The sequence below is a fragment of the Nocardioides psychrotolerans genome, assembly GCF_900113685.1.
Taxonomy (GTDB): domain Bacteria; phylum Actinomycetota; class Actinomycetes; order Propionibacteriales; family Nocardioidaceae; genus Nocardioides; species Nocardioides psychrotolerans.
Window position 1 is genome coordinate 440,799 of record NZ_FOQG01000001.1, and the last position, 19,824, is coordinate 460,622.

19 protein-coding genes are annotated in these 19,824 nt (G+C 70.2%); 9 read left to right on the plus strand and 10 right to left on the minus strand.

Annotated features, from left to right (window positions below):
* The first annotated feature begins 4 nt into the window (after positions 1–4).
* The 4 genes from BM204_RS02100 to icmF all read left to right on the plus strand — a co-directional run bounded on the left by BM204_RS02100 (position 5) and on the right by icmF (position 5,621).
* Complete coding sequence (locus tag BM204_RS02100) at positions 5–763, plus strand: SDR family oxidoreductase (RefSeq protein WP_091109983.1); 759 nt, start codon at positions 5–7, stop codon at positions 761–763.
* 247 nt (positions 764–1,010) lie between these two features.
* On the plus strand, positions 1,011–1,700 hold the full coding sequence (locus tag BM204_RS02105) for an aspartate/glutamate racemase family protein (RefSeq protein ID WP_091110066.1): 690 nt from the start codon (positions 1,011–1,013) through the stop codon (positions 1,698–1,700).
* Between the two features lie 2 nt (positions 1,701–1,702).
* The gene (locus tag BM204_RS02110) at positions 1,703–2,209 is read left to right on the plus strand and encodes a MarR family winged helix-turn-helix transcriptional regulator (RefSeq protein WP_246165737.1); all 507 of its coding nucleotides are present in this window, start codon (positions 1,703–1,705) and stop codon (positions 2,207–2,209) included.
* Between the two features lie 178 nt (positions 2,210–2,387).
* On the plus strand, positions 2,388–5,621 hold the full coding sequence (gene icmF / locus BM204_RS02115) for a fused isobutyryl-CoA mutase/GTPase IcmF (RefSeq protein WP_091109986.1): 3,234 nt from the start codon (positions 2,388–2,390) through the stop codon (positions 5,619–5,621).
* A 91-nt stretch (positions 5,622–5,712) separates the two neighbouring features.
* Here the strand turns inward: icmF and BM204_RS02120 are convergent, their stop codons facing one another.
* Both BM204_RS02120 and BM204_RS02125 read right to left on the minus strand, forming a co-directional pair.
* Positions 5,713–6,627, minus strand: a complete 915-nt coding sequence (locus BM204_RS02120; protein ID WP_143099627.1) for a hypothetical protein — start codon at positions 6,625–6,627, stop codon at positions 5,713–5,715.
* Positions 6,628–6,713: 86 nt separating this feature from the next.
* Positions 6,714–7,343, minus strand: coding sequence for an RNA polymerase sigma factor (locus BM204_RS02125; protein WP_170259035.1), 630 nt, complete (start codon positions 7,341–7,343; stop codon positions 6,714–6,716).
* A gap of 113 nt (positions 7,344–7,456) precedes the next feature.
* Here BM204_RS02125 and BM204_RS02130 point away from each other — a divergent pair, with 113 nt between their 5' ends.
* Positions 7,457–8,224 carry a hypothetical protein gene (locus BM204_RS02130; RefSeq protein ID WP_091109991.1) on the plus strand — a complete coding sequence of 256 codons (768 nt, stop codon included), beginning with the start codon at positions 7,457–7,459 and terminating at the stop codon, positions 8,222–8,224.
* A gap of 7 nt (positions 8,225–8,231) precedes the next feature.
* Here the strand turns inward: BM204_RS02130 and BM204_RS02135 are convergent, their stop codons facing one another.
* Positions 8,232–10,211: a clostripain-related cysteine peptidase gene (locus BM204_RS02135; RefSeq protein ID WP_091109993.1), complete on the minus strand. Its 1,980-nt coding sequence runs from the start codon at positions 10,209–10,211 to the stop codon at positions 8,232–8,234.
* 102 nt (positions 10,212–10,313) lie between these two features.
* Here BM204_RS02135 and BM204_RS02140 point away from each other — a divergent pair, with 102 nt between their 5' ends.
* Entirely contained in the window at positions 10,314–10,814 is a 501-nt protein-coding gene (locus BM204_RS02140; protein ID WP_091109994.1) for a thioesterase family protein, read from the plus strand.
* Entirely contained in the window at positions 10,811–11,551 is a 741-nt protein-coding gene (locus tag BM204_RS02145) for a helical backbone metal receptor (RefSeq protein WP_246165736.1), read from the plus strand. Before BM204_RS02140 ends, BM204_RS02145 begins: the two co-directional genes overlap by 4 nt.
* 22 nt (positions 11,552–11,573) lie before the next feature.
* Here BM204_RS02145 and ppsA read toward each other — a convergent pair whose 3' ends face one another.
* The 4 genes from ppsA to BM204_RS02165 all read right to left on the minus strand — a co-directional run bounded on the left by ppsA (position 11,574) and on the right by BM204_RS02165 (position 16,492).
* Entirely contained in the window at positions 11,574–14,012 is a 2,439-nt protein-coding gene (gene ppsA / locus BM204_RS02150) for a phosphoenolpyruvate synthase (protein WP_091109996.1), read from the minus strand.
* Positions 14,009–14,893 (minus strand): pyruvate, water dikinase regulatory protein, encoded by an 885-nt coding sequence (locus BM204_RS02155; protein ID WP_091109997.1) that lies wholly within the window; start codon positions 14,891–14,893, stop codon positions 14,009–14,011. The genes ppsA and BM204_RS02155 overlap by 4 nt, the downstream gene beginning before the upstream one ends.
* Positions 14,894–14,972: 79 nt before the next feature.
* Complete coding sequence (locus BM204_RS02160; RefSeq protein ID WP_091109999.1) at positions 14,973–15,551, minus strand: DUF6198 family protein; 579 nt, start codon at positions 15,549–15,551, stop codon at positions 14,973–14,975.
* Between the two features lie 23 nt (positions 15,552–15,574).
* Complete coding sequence (locus tag BM204_RS02165) at positions 15,575–16,492, minus strand: DMT family transporter (protein WP_091110001.1); 918 nt, start codon at positions 16,490–16,492, stop codon at positions 15,575–15,577.
* Here BM204_RS02165 and BM204_RS02170 point away from each other — a divergent pair.
* A complete protein-coding gene (locus tag BM204_RS02170; protein WP_091110003.1) occupies positions 16,491–17,897 on the plus strand; it encodes an aminotransferase-like domain-containing protein in 1,407 nt (468 codons plus the stop codon). The two genes, BM204_RS02165 and BM204_RS02170, sit on opposite strands and share 2 nt — an antisense overlap.
* Before the next feature lie 3 nt (positions 17,898–17,900).
* Here the strand turns inward: BM204_RS02170 and BM204_RS02175 are convergent, their stop codons facing one another.
* The 3 genes from BM204_RS02175 to BM204_RS23480 all read right to left on the minus strand — a co-directional run bounded on the left by BM204_RS02175 (position 17,901) and on the right by BM204_RS23480 (position 18,986).
* Positions 17,901–18,266 carry a P-loop NTPase family protein gene (locus BM204_RS02175; protein ID WP_143099628.1) on the minus strand — a complete coding sequence of 122 codons (366 nt, stop codon included), beginning with the start codon at positions 18,264–18,266 and terminating at the stop codon, positions 17,901–17,903.
* Between the two features lie 89 nt (positions 18,267–18,355).
* Positions 18,356–18,781 carry a histidine phosphatase family protein gene (locus BM204_RS02180; protein WP_256215514.1) on the minus strand — a complete coding sequence of 142 codons (426 nt, stop codon included), beginning with the start codon at positions 18,779–18,781 and terminating at the stop codon, positions 18,356–18,358.
* Entirely contained in the window at positions 18,669–18,986 is a 318-nt protein-coding gene (locus tag BM204_RS23480; protein ID WP_369675088.1) for a histidine phosphatase family protein, read from the minus strand. Before BM204_RS23480 ends, BM204_RS02180 begins: the two co-directional genes overlap by 113 nt.
* Positions 18,987–19,093: 107 nt before the next feature.
* On the opposite strand from BM204_RS23480, the gene BM204_RS02185 reads away from it, so the two are divergent.
* Positions 19,094–19,824: hypothetical protein (locus tag BM204_RS02185; protein ID WP_143099629.1), on the plus strand; the 731-nt coding region annotated here is incomplete at its 3' end.

The following is a 19,824-nucleotide window of genomic DNA, read 5'->3' on the forward strand; positions in this document are numbered from 1 at the left end:
CCGCATGAGCACCTCACGCACCGCCGTCGTCACCGGGGCCAGCAGCGGCATCGGCGCCGCCACCGCACGCACGCTGGCCGCCCAGGGCTTCCACGTCTTCTGCGCCGCTCGCCGCGTCGACCGGATCGAGGCCCTCGCCGCCGAGATCGGGGGCACGGCGGTCGTGTGCGACGTCACCGACGCCGACTCGGTCGCCGGGCTGGCCGCCCGCGTCGGCGAGCGGCTCGACGTACTGGTGAACAACGCGGGGGGCGCGTTCGGCGCCTCCCCCGTCGCCCAGGCCGATAGCGACGAGTGGCGCCAGATGTTCGAGGTCAACGTGATCGGCCTGATGCAGGTAACCCGGGCGCTGCTGCCCGCCCTCGTGGCGTCGGGCGCGGGCGTGATCCTCAACGTCGGCTCGACCGCCGGCCGGGTCGCCTACGAGGGCGGCGCCGGCTACACCGCAGCCAAGCACGGCACCCAGGTCGTCACCGAGACGCTGCGCCTGGAGCTGTGGGACCAACCCGTGCGGGTCTGCGAGATCGCGCCGGGGATGGTGCGCACGGACGAGTTCGCCCTGGTGCGCTTCGAGGGTGACCAGGAGAAGGCGGAGGCCGTCTATGCCGGCGTCGCCGAGCCGTTGACCGCCGAGGACGTGGCGGACGCGATCGGCTGGATGGTGACCCGTCCGGCCCACGTCAACGTCGACGAGCTGGTGATCCGGCCGCGCGCACAGGCCGCTCAGCACAAGGTGCACCGGGTGCTTCCGGACGTCCACTGATTTGTTACCGAACCCTGGGCGTCGGGTGGACCTGACGTGGGCCTGGCGTGGTGAGCGCGGGCCTAACGTGGTGTTGTCCGCCGGATCAAGAGGGAGTCGGCGGAACATGGGTGGGGCGCCGAGGGTCTGGGGGGACCGCGGAGCCCGTGCCCGATGATCAGGAGTTGACCCGCTCGTCGCGTCGGGAGCCGCGTCCACGAGCGGGTCCTTCTGCGTCCGGGTGCTCCCGAGTGGCAGACTGCGGTCCGTGCAGACCATCGGACTCATCGGCGGCATGAGCTGGGAGAGCAGCGCCGCCTACTACGAAGCCCTCAACATCGGTGTGGAGAAGCGCCTCGGCGGTCTCAGCTCGGCCCGGACGATCATGTCGTCGGTCGACTTCGCGGAGGTCACCGCGCTCCAGGAGCAGGAACGCTGGGACGAGGTGGCGACGATCCTGGTGACCGCTGCCCAGGGCCTCGAGCGTGCCGGTGCCGACTTCCTCCTGCTCTGCACGACGACCTTCCACCGCGTCGCCGACCAGGTCGAGGCCGCGGTCGGGATCCCGGTGCTGCACCTCGCTGACGTGGTCGCCGAGGCCGTCAAGGCCCAGGGCCTCGACTCGGTCGGCTTCATCGGCACGACCTTCGCGATGTCGCGCTCCTTCTTCACCGACCGTCTCGTCAGCCACGGGCTCACGGTGCACGTGCCGGACGAGCGACACCACGCTGCGATCAACCGCGTCATCTACGACGAGCTAGTGCACGGCAAGGTGCTCGACACCTCCCGCCGCACGGTCGTGGGCCTGATCGAGGAGCTCTGGGACGCCGGCGCCGGCGGCCTGATCCTCGGCTGCACGGAGCTCGAGCTGCTGGTCCACCAGGCCGACTCCGAGCTGCCCGCCTTCCCCTGCACGACCCTGCACGTCGCTGCCGCCCTCGACCGCGCGCTGGGCTGAGGTTGTCGCCCGTCGACGACCGCGACCCGATCCGCGAGGCGCACCACCAGTGGGTACGTCACGGGTGGGCCGGGGCGGCCGACGGGATGGCGATGGTGACGTCGCTGGTGCGCGTGCAGCAGCTGGTGATGGAGCGCATCGACGCCGTGCTGCGTCCGCTGGACCTCACCTTCGCCCGCTACGAGGTCCTGATGTTGCTCTCCTTCACCTCTGCGGGCGCGATGCCGATGACCCGCCTCGGCTCGCTACTCCAGGTGCACCCCACCTCGGTGACCAGCGCCGTCGACCGGCTCCAGAAACAGGGCTACGTCGACCGCGAGCGCTCGACGTCCGACGGCCGGGTCATCCTCGCCTCGATCACCGCGACCGGTCGTGAGGTCGTCGCACGCGCCACCACCGGGCTCAACGACGGCGTCTTCGCCGCCCCCGGCCTCCCGGACACCGAGGTCGCGGCCCTGACCGCCCTCCTGGGCGCCTACCGGTCGGCTGCCGGCGACCGGGTGGACTGACCTGCCCGGAAAGTGCGGGACGTTTTAGCCCTTCCCGCGGCAGTGGAGGGTCGAAAACGTCCCGCACTTTCCCCCGAAGCGCTCCCACCACCCGATTGCCCCAGGTCCATGGACGTCCTATGATCAGATAGTTGGACATCCAAGTAACTCCGTCACAGCCCCACCAGCGAGGTAGTCGATGACGATTCACCAGCCCCAGCACCCGGTCCGTCTCGTGACCGCGTCGAGTCTCTTCGACGGTCACGACGCCTCGATCAACATCATGCGGCGGATCTTCCAGAGCCAGGGCTGCGAGGTCATCCACCTCGGTCACAACCGCTCGGTCCAGGAGGTCGTCGACGCGGCGCTCGAGGAGGACGCGCAGGGCGTGGCGGTGTCGTCCTACCAGGGCGGCCACATCGAGTACTTCGAGTACCTCGTGGAGTCGCTGCGCGCCCAGGGTGCCGACCACGTCAAGGTCGTCGGCGGCGGCGGCGGCGTCATCGTGGACGACGAGATCCAGCGACTGCGCCAGGCCGGCGTCACGATCTTCTCCCCCGAGGACGGCCAGCGCATGGGCCTGGTCGGGATGATCAACTCCATCGTCAAGGACTGCGACTTCGACCTGTGGGCACGCAAGCAGGTCAACGCCGAGCAGGTCATCAGCGGCGACCGTTTCGCGATCGCCCGCGCCATCACCGGTGCCGAGCAGGGCCAGCTCGACGCCGACACCCTCGAGCAGCTGCGCGCCAGCGCGACGCGGCACGCGGCGCCGGTCCTGGGCATCACCGGCACCGGTGGCTCCGGCAAGTCGTCGCTGACCGACGAGCTCGTACGACGCTTCCGGCTCGACCAGCAGGACAAGCTGCGGATCGCGGTCATCGCCGTCGACCCGACCCGCCGTCGTGGTGGCGGTGCGCTGCTCGGCGACCGGATCCGGATGAACAGCATTGCGCGTCAGGGGGCCGGCGACTCGGCCGTCTTCTTCCGCAGCCTCGCGACCCGCGGCGCCCACGAGCTCCCCGAGCACCTGGTCGACGTCATCGATGTCGTCAAGGCCGCCGGCTTCGACCTGGTCATCGTCGAGACGCCCGGCATCGGCCAGGGCGACGCGGCGATCGTGCCGTTCGTCGACACCTCGATGTATGTCATGACGCCGGAGTTCGGCGCCGCCTCACAGCTGGAGAAGATCGACATGCTCGACTTCGCCGACGTCGTGGCGATCAACAAGTTCGAGCGCCGCGGCGCCAAGGACGCGCTGCGTGACGTCGGGCGACAGCTAGTCCGCAACCGCGAGGCCTTCGGCCAGCAGCCCGCCGACATGCCGGTCTTCGGCACGTCCGCGGCGACGTTCAACGACGACGGCGTGACGGCGCTCTACCAGCACGTGCGCGGGCTGCTGACCGACAAGGGCCTGACCTTCGACGAGGGCACCCTCGCCCCCGTCGACGTCAAGCACTCCTCCGGCATCCGTCAGGTTGTCCCGACCGACCGCGTGCGCTACCTCGCCGAGATCACCGAGACCGTCCGCGGCTACCACGCGCGCACCGAGGAGCTCGCGGAGGCGGCCCGTCGTGTGCAGCGCCTCGAGTCCGTCACCGAGGAGCTGGGCGAGGGCGACCACGGCGACGTGCCGCACCTGCTCGAGAGGGCCCGCAAGACCCTCCCCCTCGAGGTCTCCGACCAGCTCGCCGGCTGGCCCGCGGTCGTCGAGTCCTACTCCGGCGACGAGCTCGTGACGCGGGTGCGCGACAAGGAGATCACCACCCAGCTGACCCGCGAGTCGCTCAGCGGCAACAAGATCCCCCGCGTCTCACTGCCCCGCTCCACCGACCACGGCGAGCTGGTCAGTTTCTGGCGCCGGGAGAACCTCCCGGGCTACTTCCCCTACACGGCCGGCGTCTTCCCCTTCAAGCGCGACGGTGAGGACCCCGCCCGGATGTTCGCCGGCGAGGGTGACCCTGCACGCACCAACCGACGGTTCAAGATCCTCTCCGCCGACGGCGACGCCAAACGCCTCTCGACCGCCTTCGACTCCGTCACCCTCTACGGCCGGGACCCCGACCCGCGCCCCGACATCTACGGCAAGGTCGGCACCTCCGGCGTCAGCGTCGCGACCCTCGACGACATGAAGGTGCTCTACGGCGGCTTCGACCTGGTCGCGCCCTCGACCAGCGTCTCCATGACGATCAACGGTCCGGCCCCGACGGTGCTGGCGTTCTTCCTCAACACCGTGATCGACCAGCAGGTCGACGCCTTCCGCGACAAGGAGGCGCGCGAGCCGTCTGACGAGGAGCGCGCCGAGCTGGCGGCGTACGCCGTCGCCAACGTGCGCGGCACGGTGCAGGCCGACATCCTCAAGGAGGACCAGGGTCAGAACACCTGCCTGTTCTCCACGGAGTTCTCGCTGCGGATGATGGCCGACATCCAGGAGTGGTTCATCGAGCAGCAGGTGCGCAACTTCTACTCGGTCTCGATCTCCGGCTACCACATCGCCGAGGCCGGGGCCAACCCGATCAGCCAGCTCGCGTTCACCCTCGCCAACGGCTTCACCTACGTCGAGGCCTACCTCGCGCGCGGCATGGACATCGACGACTTCGCGCCCAACCTGTCGTTCTTCTTCTCCAACGGCATGGATCCTGAGTACAGCGTGATCGGTCGCGTCGCCCGCCGCATCTGGGCTATCGCTCTGAAGGAGAAGTACGGCGCCAACGACCGCTCCCAGAAGCTGAAGTACCACGTCCAGACGTCCGGTCGCTCGCTGCACGCGCAGGAGATGGACTTCAACGACATCCGCACCACGCTGCAGGCCCTGATCGCGATCTACGACAACGCCAACAGCCTGCACACCAACGCCTACGACGAGGCCGTCACAACCCCGGGCGAGGAGTCCGTACGCCGGGCCCTCGCGATTCAGATGATCATCAACAAGGAGTGGGGCCTGGCGATGAACGAGAACCCGCTCCAGGGCTCCTTCATCATCGACGAGCTCACCGACCTCGTCGAGACGGCCGTGCTCGCCGAGTTCGACGCGATCAACGAACGCGGCGGCGTGCTCGGCGCGATGGAGACCGGCTACCAGCGCGGTCGCATCCAGGACGAGTCGATGCTCTACGAGCACCGCAAGCACGACGGGTCGCTGCCCATCATCGGCGTCAACACCTTCCGCAAGGCCGACACCGACGGCACGCCGGTCCACATCGAGCTGGCGCGCGCCACCGACGAGGAGAAGGAGGGGCAGCTCTCGCGCGTCCACGCCTTCCAGGCTGCGCACTCGGCCGAGGCCACGGAGGCGATCGCACGCCTCAAGGCGGCAGCCGTCAGCGGTGACAACGTCTTCGCCGTGCTGATGGACGCCGCCCGGGTGTGCTCACTCGGCCAGGTCACCGAGGCGTTCTTCGAGGTGGGCGGTCAATACCGCCGCAACGTCTGATCCACCCACGGGTGATCCACCAGCGACACCGAGAAAGCCGCGCCGGCCACGTCTGAGGTGGCGGGCGCGGCTCTCATCGGGGAGGGTCAGGTCAGGCCTGGGGCAGGTAGATCTCGACCTCGTCGAGGTCGCCGGTCTCGTCGTCGAACTCGAGCTCGGCGACCGTGACACCAGGCTGCAGGTCGGCGGTCGTGGCCTCGCCGTCCTCGCCGCCGTCCTCGCCGCCGTCCTCGCCGCCGTCCTCGCCGCCGTCCTCGAACTCGATCTCGGTGCTCTCGGTGACGACACCGCTCACGGTGGTGCCGCCTACGGTCATGACGACCAGCGTGGTGCCGTCGAAGCTCTGGATCGAGCCGAGCACGTCGGACTCGTCCTCGTCGGCCTCACCGTCGTCGTCCGCGTCAACCGAGCACACGTCGCTCGCGCTGTCGTCCTCGTCCTCGTCGGCCTCGCCGTCGTCGTCACTGTCCTCGTCGCCGTCGGAGATCCCGTCGTCGTCGGAGTCAGCGTCGCGGACGCCTCCGCCGTTCTCGTTCTCGTCCTCGTCGTCGACGTGATCTGCGTCGCGGTCGTCGTCATCAGCACCACATGACTCCGAGGCGTCGTCCTCGTCCTCGTTGTCGATGGCGTCGCGGTCGGAGTCCTCGTCACCGTCGCTCGTGCCGTCGTCGTCGGTGTCCGCGTCGTCGACGTCCGTCGACGACGTGCCGTCGTGCACCTCGTCGCCGTCGTCGTGCCCGTCGTTGTCGGTGTCCTCGTCGCGCAGGAGTCCCCCCCGACGGAACTCCCCGAGGTTCTTGAGCCCGTCACGGTCGAAGTCAGCACGGGCATCGGCAGCCTTGAACGGGTTCATCCCGTGGCTGCGTTCCCAGCGGTTCGGGATGCCGTCACGATCGGAGTCCGCACCAGCCGCATGAGCGACGGGGCCAACGGTGAAGACACCGGCTGCAGCAAGCGCCGCGCTGATGGCGATCACCCTGCCGTGTCGGGAGCTCTGAAACATCATGGGTTCTCCTGGACATTGGTCGCCGCATGAGGTGGCGGCTCGGATGGGGGCCGTGCAAGGACTCAGGTCGCGACCGGGCCGATCCGTTACATGCCCAGGTCCAGGCCCCGCGGTGGCTGGGTCGTCGCGCGGTGGAGGCTTCCCGTCGATCCGGTCGGCGAGTCGGCTGCCTCGAGGATCGCGCGGAGCCTCCTCAGCGCCCGGTGTCGCGCGACGCGGACAGCGGTCGGACTCATCCCGAGGGCCTGGCTGGTGGCGGCGGTGTCGAGCCCGACCACGTCGATGCAGGCGACCACCTCGGCCTCACGGGGCGAGAGGTGGCTGAGGAGTCGACGTGTCAGGTCGTCGCCGTCGACGAGTGGGGTCCGGTCCTCGGCGGCCCCCCAGTCGATGCCGTCGGGGATGTGGGTGGCGTGGGGCTGCGTCGCGCGCCGCGTCGACGTACGCCGTCGGTTGCCTGCGACGTTGCGGGCGATGCTGAAGAGCCAGCCCGCAAAGTCGTCACCGGAGCCCGAGAACTTGGCAATGCTCTGCGCCGCCGTCAGCCAGGCATCTGCGGCGATGTCCTCTGCCGCGGCCGCTGCGTCTCCGCTCGGCATCGTGCGCAGCCAGACGATGAGTCGACCTCCGTGCGCCCGGAACAGCTCCGCCCACGCCGCCTCGTCCCCACGTCGGGCACGCGCGACGAGGTCGTCGTCCTCGCGACGTCCACTCATCGCGTGCTCCTGTCTCCCCGGCCCCATAGTGACGACATCGGCCCAAGGATTCTCCGGATAAGCATCATTGGCCGGACATGTAACCGATCGGCGCAGTCGCGACCTGTACAAGTGTGACTGACCCGATCTCCATCCGTGCGGTGTCACGTGCGCTGCGTGCGGACGTGCCCGTCCTCGAGGACGATCAGTTCGCTGCCACCCTGGCAGGCATTGCGCGACACACGCCGGTGCCGACCCGCCGACGTCTCCCGGTCGGGGTGCGGCTCGCAGCCGTGGCGGCGTCCGTCACCGTCACCCTGTTCGGTGCCGCCTACGCCTCGGACGTGCTGCTCTCCCCTCCGGAGCCGACCATCGAGCCGTCGGACCGCCCTGCTACGGAGGATCCGTCTCAGGCGCCCGACCGGGAGTCCGGGGACCGCGGCGACTCACCCGGCACCGACTCGTCACCTCGTGACGTCGACGTCCGCCCCGGCACGCCACTCACCCCCGGCACCAACGACGAGGGCCAGGGACCGGACCAGGGCCCAGGCGAGGTCGAGGTCGACGGCGAGGTCGAGGTCGACGGCGGTGGCGGTGGCGCCTCGTCACCGGGCGACGCTCCGGACCAGGCTGGACCAGACCAGCCCGAGGGCGACGAGGGCGACGGGGACGCCGGGGACGACACCAACGGGTCCGGCGAGCCCCCTTCCGACGCGTCGGACGGGGAGTCGGCCGAGCCCGACGAGGCTGAGGACGCCGAGGCTGAGCTCAACGAGGCTGAGGACGGCGGGGCTGAGACCGGCGAGGACTCCACCAGCGGCTCTGGCTCAGGGGACAACACCCCCGACGAGCCGGATTCCGAGGCTGAGGAGCTGCCCGAGCACGATCTCGACGTGGGGTGACCCGGGGTCAGGGCACCTCGACCAGCGAGCTCAGCGTGCTGGCATTGCCGCCGTAGTCGACGACCGTGAGGTCGGCCTGGAGCAGCGTGCCCGTCTCGAGCGGCACGAACTCGTAGGTGAGGTTGGCGGTGTCGGAGTAGAGCCCGACGTCGCTGGTCGGCTCCCACACCTGCTCGCCGTCGGCGCCGATGGTCAGCACGTCGGGGATGATGATGCCCTCGGGGTCGGGCGCGAGCTCGCCGTAGCCGCCGGTCAGCTCGTCGTAGAGGTAGATCGTCTCGCTGACGAACTCGCCGGCCTCGACGTCGAGCACCAGCGACAGCAGGGCATCCTGCGGGTCGACCTGGTCGGGGTCGGTCGAGGCGTAGTAGGTCATCGGCACGTCGAAGAACGCCGTGCTGAGGTCTTCGCTCAGGTCGAGGTCGACGTAGGCGTAGGCCGAGTCCACGCCGTCGTCGATCTGGAGGAACGTCAGGTCGTAGTTGCCCGACGCGGTGGGCGAGCCGCCCTCGTCGGTGAAGTCCGCGATCTCCTCGCCGAGGTAGGTGATCGACTCGTCGTCGTTGACCAGGGCATAGCTGATGGTCGCCTCGGTGATGTTGTCCAGGGCAGCAGGGTCGTAGGCACCGGTCAGCGTGATGCTGCCGTCGTCGTCGAAGGTGACCTCCGGACCGGCCTCGGGGTCGGTGAAGGTCGGCAGCTCCTCGTCGGGAATCGCCTCGCCCGCGGCGTAGTAGCTGTCGAGGAAGGAGCGCCACTCCTGCGAGCTCACGACGTCGGCGTACGCCGGGTCGGCGAGGTCGACGACCGGCGGGAGATAGATCGACAGGCCGGTCGCGCCGGCGGTCCCGGCACCCTCCACGCTGTCGAGCACGACGTCGTCGAGCGCACTGACGAGCGCGTCGGCCTGCTCGGCCACCTCGGGGGCGGACTCGCCGATCGAGGTCGCGAGGAGCCCGAGGTCGCTGAGGTGCTTGTCCTGGCTCTGGTCCGGGCTCTTGCCGAAGGCCAGCGTGGTCGCCTCGGACTGACCCACGGCGGGAGCGACGTCGGTCGACTGCTCCTCCATCGCCGCGGCGAAGGCGGCGACCGCTTCGTCGACGGCGTCCATCTGCGTCAGGTCGACCATCGAGAGCGTGATCGTGTCACTGGTGCCCTGGTCGGCGGCCTGGCCCGCGAAGCCGGCGATGATCTCGGAGCCGAGCTCGTCGGCCGTGGCCTCGGGGTCGTCGGCGAGCAGCTGCAGGGAGGTGTAGTCCCAGCCGTGACCGGGCTCGAGCTCCTGCGAGGCGACCAGCCGGTCGGCCAGCGGCGCGACCGCGCTGGCGACCTCGTAGTTGGCCATCAGGCAGGCGTCGAAGCCGAGCAGGTCGAGCTTGTCGACTCCGGCCTGCTCGAGACCGCTGGAGATGCCCGCGGTGATCTCGGCCAGGTCGAGCACGTCGTAGTCGCTGCCCTCGTCGGGCCCGATGCCCGGCCATGAGGCGCCGTGGTCGGAGATGATCAGCGCGTAGTGCCCTGCGCGGTTGGCCTCGATGCCCTCGGCGACGAAGCGCGCGAGCACCTCGGGGTCGGCCGAGTTGACGTCGCCGAGGTCCTCGACGACCTCGGTCGCGCCGCCCTGGCCGATGTCGAGGATGCGGCCACCGACCCAGCTGCCCTGGTCGAGCAGCTCGTCGTCGCCGTAGCCCTCGTTGCGGTCCATGAACTCGCGCACGTGCAGGTTGTCGTTGGAGCCCACGACACCGATCTCGTTGACGTCGGCGACCATGAACGGCTCGAGGTCGGTGTCGGCCATCGAGTAGTGGAGCACCGTCCAGCCGTCGCCCTCGCGGCCGGTGTGCTCGACCGCACTCGTGGCGCCACCACCGCCGCCGCCGTCGGACCCGGGCTTCTCGGAGCCGCCTCCGCTGCAGGCGGAGGTAAGCAGGAGGAGGGCCGCTGAGGCCAGGACGAGGCGTGACGAGGACGCGTTGAAGGGAGGCACGACGCGAAAATAGGTCTCCGGCGTGACGTGCGTCTGCCGAAGTCCCCAGCAGCGGGGTGGGGGCTAGACCGGTCCCTCGTCACACGCCGGTACGGTCGGCACGTGAGTCCCGCACCCCTGCCGCCCACGGCCGACCAGATCCGCACGCTGCCGTCGCACTTCGACCGGACCGTCGCACCCGAGGCGATCGACGAGAACGGCCACATGAACATCTCGGTCTACTTCCGCGAGGCCTCCTGGGCGGCATGGCTGCGGCTGGGCGAGCTCGGGATGGGCGAGGACTACATCGGCTCCCGCGGGCTGTCGTTCTTCACCGTCGAGCACTCCATCCGCTACCTCGGCGAGCTGCGGCTCGACGAGACCTACGCGGTCCACACCGGCATCGCCGGGCGGACGTCGAAGGCCGTCCACGCGGTCTCCTTCGTGCTCGACCGCACCCACGACCGGCTCGCCTGCGTCATGGAGGTGATGTACGTCCACGTCGCGATGGACACCCGTCGGGCGTGCGACATCCCCGACGACATCGCGACGGCCCTCGACGCCGACATCGCCACGCACCCCTGGGTCGCCGACGTCGCGACCGGGCTGGGCCTGCGCCGGTGACGGACCTCCCGTTCGACGACCTGGGCACGGTCTACGACGGTCCCCGCCCCGTGCGCCGGGTCGTCTCGCTGGTCCCCTCCATCACCGAGGCGCTCGCCTCGGTCGACCGCGCGGCGCTGGTGGGTGCGACCGACTGGTGCACGCACCCGGCCGACCTCGACGTCACGCGGGTGCGCGGCACCAAGAACCCCGACCTGGCGGCCATCCGGGCCCTCTCCCCCGACCTGGTGGTGTGCACCAAGGAGGAGAACCGCGAGCTGGACGTACGCCGGCTCCGCGAGGCCGGCGTGCGGGTCTGGGTCACCGACATCGAGACCGTGCCCGGCGCGGTCGCCTCGCTCGAGCGGTTGCTCGACGTGCTCGGGTGGCCCTGGCCCGAGTGGCTGCTTCGCTCGCGCTCGCTCTGGTGCGGGCCGGTGCCGCCCGTGACGGCCCGGGTGGCGATGCCGATCTGGCGCGACCCCTGGATGGTCGTGGGCAGCACCACCTTCACCGGTGACCTGCTGCGCCGACTCGGCTGGGAGAACGTGTTCGCCGAGCACCCGGACCGCTATCCCACCGTCGACCTCGCGGCCGTCGACGGCGCTGGAGCGGACGTCGTACTGCTGCCGGACGAGCCCTACGTCTTCACGGCCGAGGACGGGCCGGAGGCCTTCACCCGGACGCCGACCCGGCTCGTGAACGGACGCCTGCTGACGTGGTACGGCCCGTCGCTCGTCGAGGCCGCGACGCTGTAGCCCAGCCCAGCCCAGCCCAGCCCTAGCCCGCGGCCTGGCCCACCTTCGCCAGCCGCAACCACGTGTCGACGACCGTGTCGGGGTTGAGCGACATGGACTCGATGCCCTGCTCCAGCAGCCACTCGGCGAGGTCTGGATGGTCGGAGGGGCCCTGGCCGCAGATGCCGACGTACTTGCCCTGCGCCTTGCAGGCCTTGATGGCCAGGCTGAGCATGTGCTTGACGGCGGGGTCCCGCTCGTCGAAGCCCTCGGCGACGAGCGCGGAGTCACGGTCGAGGCCGAGGGTCAGCTGGGTCATGTCGTTGGAGCCGATGGAGAAGCCGTCGAAATGCTCGAGGAACTGCTCGGCGATCACCGCGTTGGACGGGACCTCGCACATCATCACGACCTTGAGGCCGTTCTCCCCACGGACGAGGCCGTGCTTGCCGAGCAGGTCGATGACACCGCGGGCCTCGGCGAGGGTGCGCACGAAGGGGATCATCACCCAGACGTTGGTCAGGCCCATCTCGTCACGCACGTGGCGCAACGCCTCGCACTCCATCGCGAAGCACTCGGCGAAGTCGGGCGAGAGGTAGCGCGAAGCACCTCGGTAGCCGATCATCGGGTTCTCCTCGTGGGGCTCGTAGGCCTCACCGCCGACGAGGTTGGCGTACTCGTTGGACTTGAAGTCCGACATCCGCACGATGACCGGGTTCGGCGCGAAGGCCGCGGCGAGCATGCTGATGCCCTCGGAGACGCGCTGCACGAAGAACTCGCGCGGGCCGGGGTAGGCCGCGATGGTCTCGGTGATCTGGTCGCGGAGCTTCGGGTCGAGGCTGTCGGGGTCGGCGGCGAGGTCGAGCAGCGCCTTGGGGTGGATGCCGATCTGGCGGTTGATGACGAACTCGAGGCGGGCCAGGCCGACGCCGGCGTTGGGCAGCTGGGCGAAGGAGAACGCCTGCTCCGGCGTGCCGACGTTCATCATGATCTTGACCGGGAGGTCGGGCATCGAGTCGAGCTCGGTGCGCTCCACGGTGAAGTCGAGGAGGCCCTCGTAGACCAGGCCGGTGTCGCCCTCGGCGCACGAGACCGTGACCTCGCGACCGTCGGCGAGCTCGCGGGTGCCGGAGCCGCTGCCGACGACAGCGGGGATGCCGAGCTCGCGGGCGATGATCGCCGCGTGGCAGGTGCGGCCGCCACGGTTGGTGACGATCGCCGAGGCGCGCTTCATGATCGGCTCCCAGTCGGGGTCGGTCATGTCGGCGACGAGGACCTCGCCGGTCTGGAAGAGGTGCATGTCCTCGATCGACCTCATGACGCGCACCGCGCCGGCGCCGATCTTCTGGCCGATCGCGCGGCCCTCGACGAGGACCGGGCCGGAGTCGTTCATCTTGAAGCGCTCGAGCGCACCCGTACGCCGCGACTCGACCGTCTCCGGACGGGCCTGCAGCACGTAGAGCTGGCCGTCGACACCGTCCTTGCCCCACTCGATGTCCATCGGGCGGCCGTAGTGCTCCTCGATGACCAGTGCGTGGCGGGCGAGCTCCTCGACCTCGTCATCGGTGAGGCTGAGCAGCCGGCTCTGGGCCGCGTCGACCTCGACGAACTCGGTGGTGCGACCCACGGTCTCGTCAGAGGTGTAGACCATCTTCGTCGCCTTGCCACCGACGCCGCGCTTGAGCACGGCCGGGCGGCCGGCACGCAGCGCCGGCTTGTAGACGTACCACTCGTCGGGGTTGACCGCGCCCTGCACGACACCCTCGCCGAGGCCGAAGGCGGAGGTGATGAACACGGCGTCGGTGAAGCCCGACTCGGTGTCCATCGTGAACATGACCCCGGAGGAGCCGATGTCGGAGCGCACCATGCGCTGCACGCCGGCGGAGAGCCCGACGTCGGCGTGGGCGAAGCCGTGGTGGACCCGGTAGGCGATCGCCCGGTCGTTGTAGAGCGATGCGAAGACCTCGCGGATCGCCAGCAGCACCGCGTCGATCCCCCGCACGTTGAGGAAGGTCTCCTGCTGCCCCGCGAAGGACGCGTCGGGCAGGTCCTCGGCGGTGGCCGAGGAACGCACGGCGAACGACGCCTCGTCTCCCCCGCTCTCCGCGGCCAGCTTCTCGTAGGCGGACCGGACCTCTGCCTCGAGGTCCTCCGGGAACGGCTGACCCACGACGGCCTCGCGGATCTCGCGCCCGACCTCGGCCAGCCGTCGTACGTCGTCGGTGTCGAGGTCGTCGAGCAGGCCGGCGATGCGCTCGGCAAGCCCGCCCCGCCCGTTGAGCTCGGCACCGATGAACCGGTGGAAGGCCTCGGACGTCGTGGCGAAGCCGTCGGGCACGCGGACACCGAGGTCGGTGAGGTGGGAGACCATCTCGCCGAGCGAGGCGTTCTTGCCGCCGACCTGGTCGAGGTCGGACAGACCGAGCTCGGAGAACCATCGAACGTTGCGGCTCTGCTGGTGGGGCTGGGTGGTCCCGGTGCTCATGGTTGCTCACTTCTGTGGTTGTCGCGGGCCTTGAAACGCTGGCGGCTGGGGACGCCGCCGTTCTTCTTGAGGGTCTGCAAGATCAGCGTGGAGATCTCCTCGACGGACTTGGCCGACGAGTCGATCACCGGCACCCGGTGGGCGGCGAAGATCTCGGTCGCGCGTCGCAGCTCCCAGCGACACTGCTCGGGAGTGGCGTAGCGCGAGCCCGGGCGGCGCTCGTTGCGCACGCGGGCGAGCCGGTCGACGGTGGTGGTGATGCCGAAGCACCGGTCCTGAAGGTCCTTGACCGGGCGCGGCAGGTCGGAGGACTCGAGGTCCTCATCGACCAGCGGGTAGTTGGCGACGAAGAGTCCGTGCTGGAGCGCGAGGTACATGCTCGTGGGCGTCTTGCCGCAGCGCGACGGCGCCAGCAGGATCACGTCGGCCTTGTCGAGCGCGCGCAGGCTCTGCCCGTCGTCGTGCTCGATGGTGAACTCGACGGCGGCCATGCGGGTGTTGTAGCGCTTGATGTCGCCGACGCCGTGCAGCCGGGCTGCCTCACGGATGCCGCGCTGGCCGAGGATGCTCTCCACCCGGCTCATGTGCATGTCGAAGAAGTCGATCAGCGGCGCCGTGGTCTTGCGCAGCGCGTCGCGGATGCTGTCTTCGGCCGCAGTGGTGAACGCCAGCGGGGTGACCGGTCCGGCCATCGCCTCGTCGAGGATCTCCACCACCCGCTGCGCGTCCTCGACCGTGGAGATGAACGGGATGACCGTGCGCTCGAAGACCTGGTCGGGGAACTGGATGAGCAGTGCGTTGCCCATCGTCTCCGCACTGATGCCGGTGCTGTCGGACAGGAAGAAGACCGGCACCACGTGGTCGTCGCTCGAGCTGCTCATCCGCCATTCCTCCCGCTCCCGTTGCGGCGTAGACGGGCATCGTCGCACGTGCCTGCTGCCCGGTCGCACGCGTCCACATCTAGTGCCGGGCGGGCTGCGCGCGAGCCAGCGTCGAGACCCAGCTGACCATCGGTCCGAGCAGCACGATCACCAGCAACGTCCCGGGCCCGACGGCCGCGCCGCAGAGCCAGCCGATGACGGCGCCCCCACCCTGGACGAGCCCATAGCTCCACCGGAACGGCACCGGCGGGTCGAGCGCGATCGCCGCCGCCTCCGTCGGTCCCGCCCCGGCACCCTCCGCGAGGTAGCCCGCGACCCCGATCGCCACCACCGGCAGGGAGATCGCGAGCAGCGCCGCGCGTGCCCACCACTGCTCGGGCTGCTCGAGGACCGCGAGCACGGCGGTGACCACAGCACCCACCACCACGGGCTGCACGACCGTCCCTACGCCCGGGCGCAACCCGCGTGCCCACGCGACCCCGACCAGCACGATCCCCACCGCCAGGTTGACGATCCAGAAGTCGAGCTCGAGCGCGAGCGAGATCCCGTTGATCATCGTCGAGTAGCCGTCCGAGCCCAGCGCCGCCGTCAGCAGCAGGCCCACGCCGATCCCGAGGACCGTGCAGGAGACCACGAGGCGGGTGACGACGGTGAGCACGGCGCGATCTTCTCAGGACGAGGTCACGCCACCCGCGTCCGGACGGCGGAGCCGGCGCAGAGGATGACGACGAGACCACCGAGCACCGTGGTCGCCGCGATGTCCTCGCCGAGCAGCAGCACCGCCCACGCGATGCTCAGCACCGGCTGGACGAGCTGCACCTGGCTGACCCGCGCCATGGGTCCGATGGCGAGACCGCGGTACCACGCGAAAAAGCCGAGGAACATGCTCACCACCCCGAGGTAGCCGAACGCCGCCCACTGGACGGGGCTCGCCTCCCCGACCCCGTTGGGCGCCGACCGGAGAGCCAGCAGGACCATCAGCGGAGCGCAGACGACCAGCGCCCAGGACACGGTCTGCCACGCGCCGAGCTCACGGGCGAGCAGCCCACCCTCGGCGTAGCCGATCGCAGCAGCCACCACCGCACCGAAGAGGAGCAGGTCGGCCCACTGCAGCCGCACCGCGCCGCCGGACTGGACGGAGGCGAAGAGGACCGCGGCCAGCGCACCCGCCCCGGCCACCACCCAGAAGGCCCGGGGTGGTCGCTCGTGCCCGCGCAGCACCGCCGCCACCGCCGTCGTGACGGGCAGGACCGCGATGATGACGGCGCCGTGGCTCGCCGGGACGGTGACGAGCGCGAAGGACGTGAGCAACGGGAAGCCGACGACGATCCCCGCCCCGACGACGAGCAGCCGGAGCCACTGGACGCCCTGCGGAAGGCGTTGCCTGGTGACGGCGAGCGCCAGGAGGGCGAGGGTCGCGGCGACGACCGCGCGCCCCGAGCCGATGAAGAGCGGCGGCAGCGCCTCGACGGCGACGCGGGTGAGCGGCACGGTCAACGAGAAGGCTGCTACTCCGAGGAGACTCCACCCGAGACCGGAGACCGAGAGCGTGGATAACGGCTGCGGGGCGAGGGCGATAGCGCTACTCTGAGGGTTCATGACCGACGATAGCAGCGCCCGGATCGTCACGGCCCTCGAGGCCTGGCTCGCCTCCGCCGCCCCCGGAGCCCGCCTGCCGTCAACCCGCGAGCTGGTGGCGGGTCACCGGGCCAGCCCCGTGACCGTCCAGCGCGCCCTGCGCGCCCTGGTCGACCGGGGGCTCGTCGAGAGCCGGCCCGGGGTCGGTTCCTTCGTGCGGGCCGTGCGCACCGCCCGGCCGGCCGACCACGGCTGGCAGACCGCGGCGCTGCGCTCGCCCGCAGCGAGGCTCGACTCCCTGCCGACAGCGCTGCGCAGCTCGCCCGATAACGTCATCGCGCTGCATGCCGGCTATCCCGACCGCGAACTGCTGCCGGAGCGACTGGTGCGCTCGGCCCTCACGCGTGCCGCGCGGGGTGAGGCAGCGCTCGACAGGGCCCCGGCGGCCGGACTGCCCGACCTGCAGTCATGGTTCGCCCGCGAGCTCGGAGCCGTGACTCCCGTCGGCGTCACGCCTCCCACGCGCAACGACGTCGTGATCCTTCCCGGCAGCCAGAGCGGGCTGAGCTCGATCTTCCGGGCGCTGGTGACGGCCGACCAGCCCCTGCTCCTCGAGTCCCCCACCTACTGGGGCGCGATCCTGGCCGCCCGGCAGGCCGGCGTACGGGTGGTGCCTGTGCCGACCGGACCCGACGGGCCCGACCCGGTGGAGCTCGCGCGCGCCCTCGTGGAGACCGGCTCACGGGTGTTCTACGCGCAGCCCAGCTATGCCAACCCCACGGGGGCACAGTGGCCGACCTCCCTCCACGAGGAGGTGCTCGCGGTGCTGCGCACCCACGGAGCGTTCCTGGTCGAGGACGACTGGGCCCACGACTTCGGCATCACCACCACCGCCGTGCCCGTCGCCGCCGGCGACGACGCCGGACACGTGGTCTACCTGCGCTCGCTCACCAAGAGCGTGTCGCCCTCGGTGCGGGTCGCCGCGGTCATCGCGCGCGGCCCCGCACGGGAGCGGATCCTGGCCGACCGCGGAGCCGAGTCGATGTATGTCAGCAGCCTGCTCCAGGTCGCCGCCCTCGACGTCGTCAGCCACCCCGGCTGGCGCACCCACCAGCGCAACCTGCGCGACCAGCTCCGCTCGCGACGCGACCTGCTCCTGTCGGCGCTGCACGAGCATGCTCCCCAGGTGGACGTCGAGCACGTGCCACCCGGCGGGCTGAACCTGTGGGCCCGCCTCCCCACCGGCACCGAGGTCGATCGACTCGTCCTCGAGTGCGAGCGGGCCGGGTTGTTGATCGCCTCTGGTCGCGAGTGGTTCCCCGCCGAGCCCGCCGGCCCGTTCGTCCGGCTCAACTACGCCGGACCCGACCCCTCCTCGTTCCCGGAGGCAGCCCGGATCCTGGGCGCTGCGCTCGCTCGGCACTGAGCCTCAGAGGTGACGCCCCCGGTCGCGCTCCAGCTCCCCGGGTACGCCGAGCAGGTCGGCGGCGGCGTACCAACCACGGAACTCCTCGACCGGTACCTCGACCCCGAGGGGGCGCGCCTGGTGTCGGCGCACCGTCTCCTCGCGCGGGACGTCGAGATAGAACACGTACGACGGACCGGGGTGCTCGGACACGAGCTCGTGGAGCATGGAGCGGTAGTGCTCGGCGACGAGGATGCCCTCGAGGATGACGTGGACGCCGATGCCCGTGCAGTAGCGGACCATGTGTGCGATAAGAGCGATGTTGTCGGCCGCCGGGGTGCTCTTGCCAGAAGCGGCGTTGCCCCTGAGGACGACCAGATGCGGCAGCACGTGGTCGACGCTAGTCGGCACGCCGGGTCCGCTCGTCAGCCAGGACTTGCAGTCCGGAGCCTCGCCCGGAGGAGCCGGACGGACGCGAGTCAGAGCCGCACGTGGGGCGGGAAACCCGTCCACCGCAGCTCGTCCGGCAGGTGCGACATGTCGTTGAACACCACCACGGTCGGCGGTCGGTCCGTGTCATAGCGAAGCACCGTCAGAGCGGCGTGCCCGTGGTTGAGCCCCACCCAACGCCACGGCGGAGCGGCGAGGGCCTGGCGAACCAGCCACCCGATGGTGAATGCGTGGGTCACGACGAGATGGTGACTGTCGTCCTCGCCCAGCTCCGGCCCGGTCAGCAGCCGGATGGCCTCCGCCGCGAGGCCCTCCCCTTGCGCCGCTTCCTCCGACGAGACGTCAGCCAAGAATGCCATCACCCCGGCCCGGTGCTCGGGGTCGACCTCCTCCGGGGACGGCAGGTGGGGGACGTAGTCGCCGGCAGCGTCGAGCTCGATGACCGGCACCTGCACCGTGCCGCCGAGCTGCCGAGCTGCCGAGGTACGCCGTCTGCGTTGCCCTCGGCAACGGGCCGTGCTGAACCGATCCGAACAGCACCTCCGACAAGCGCCGCCCCAGCAACACGGCCTGCTGGGCACCCCGCTCGGTCAGCCTGCCGTCGTCGTCCGGCTCGGCATGCCGCGTGAGGTAGAGGTGTCGCACTGACATGCCCGGCATTCCATCACGAGCACGAAACCGGACTGGTTGACCTGGTGCCCGAGGCCGGAGCGATGCATGTGGAGAAGTGCTTGTCACCCGAACGTCTCTTCGACTACACTTGATGCATGACAGTCGGCGCCATCATCGACCCCCATCAGGTCGACGACGACGCGCCCACACCCACTGACCTGATCGCTGAGATCCGGGCCACCAAAGCTGCAGAGAACGCTGCCGGGTTGCGGATGTTCCACCTCGCGATCGCGTGGGCCCACGCCCACCCCGAGACCCCCGGCGACCAGTCCTGGAAGGCGCCACGAGCTTCCTACGTCCCGGGTGAGCCGATGGGCGACGGGTCCCCGGCCACCGGTGACCTCGATGAGGTGCAGTGGTTCGGGATCCCCCCCATCACCTGGTCCGCCGCCGCACCCTTCGCCACAGCGAACGCGATGTCCACCGCAGCCGGGAAGGCGTTCCTGCGTGACTGCCTCGTGATCCGGCACCGCATGCCCAGGGTCCACGCAAAAGTAGTGGCCGGGAAGGTCCCGGTGTGGCGGGCCCGGCGCATCGCGGGCGCCGTCCTCGGCGCACCCAGAGACGTCATCGCCCACGTCGACCGTGCCATCGCCCCCCTCGCCGGCACCGCAGGGCTCATCACCCTCGACCGCCTCATCGACGAAGCGATGCTCCTCCTGCACGCCGAACAAGTCGAAACAGAATCCCTCGAAGCCCTCGAACACCGCCACGTCACCCTCGATGAGAGGTCGATCGGTCATACCGGGATCGCGGAGATGACCATCCGCGCCGACTGGGCCGACCTTCACGACCTCGACACCGCCGTCGCCCTCATCGCCGAAGC

Coding starts and splice junctions, on each gene's coding strand:
- BM204_RS02100 (WP_091109983.1), top strand. CDS start 5: ATGAGCACCTCACGCACCGCCGTCGTCACCGGGGCCAGCAGCGGCATC.
- icmF (WP_091109986.1), top strand. CDS start 2,388: ATGACGATTCACCAGCCCCAGCACCCGGTCCGTCTCGTGACCGCGTCG.
- BM204_RS02120 (WP_143099627.1), bottom strand. CDS start 6,627: ATGATGTTTCAGAGCTCCCGACACGGCAGGGTGATCGCCATCAGCGCG.
- BM204_RS02125 (WP_170259035.1), bottom strand. CDS start 7,343: ATGAGTGGACGTCGCGAGGACGACGACCTCGTCGCGCGTGCCCGACGT.
- ppsA (WP_091109996.1), bottom strand. CDS start 14,012: ATGAGCACCGGGACCACCCAGCCCCACCAGCAGAGCCGCAACGTTCGA.
- BM204_RS02155 (WP_091109997.1), bottom strand. CDS start 14,893: ATGAGCAGCTCGAGCGACGACCACGTGGTGCCGGTCTTCTTCCTGTCC.
- BM204_RS02170 (WP_091110003.1), top strand. CDS start 16,491: ATGACCGACGATAGCAGCGCCCGGATCGTCACGGCCCTCGAGGCCTGG.
- BM204_RS02165 (WP_091110001.1), bottom strand. CDS start 16,492: ATGAACCCTCAGAGTAGCGCTATCGCCCTCGCCCCGCAGCCGTTATCC.
- BM204_RS23480 (WP_369675088.1), bottom strand. CDS start 18,986: ATGCCGGGCATGTCAGTGCGACACCTCTACCTCACGCGGCATGCCGAG.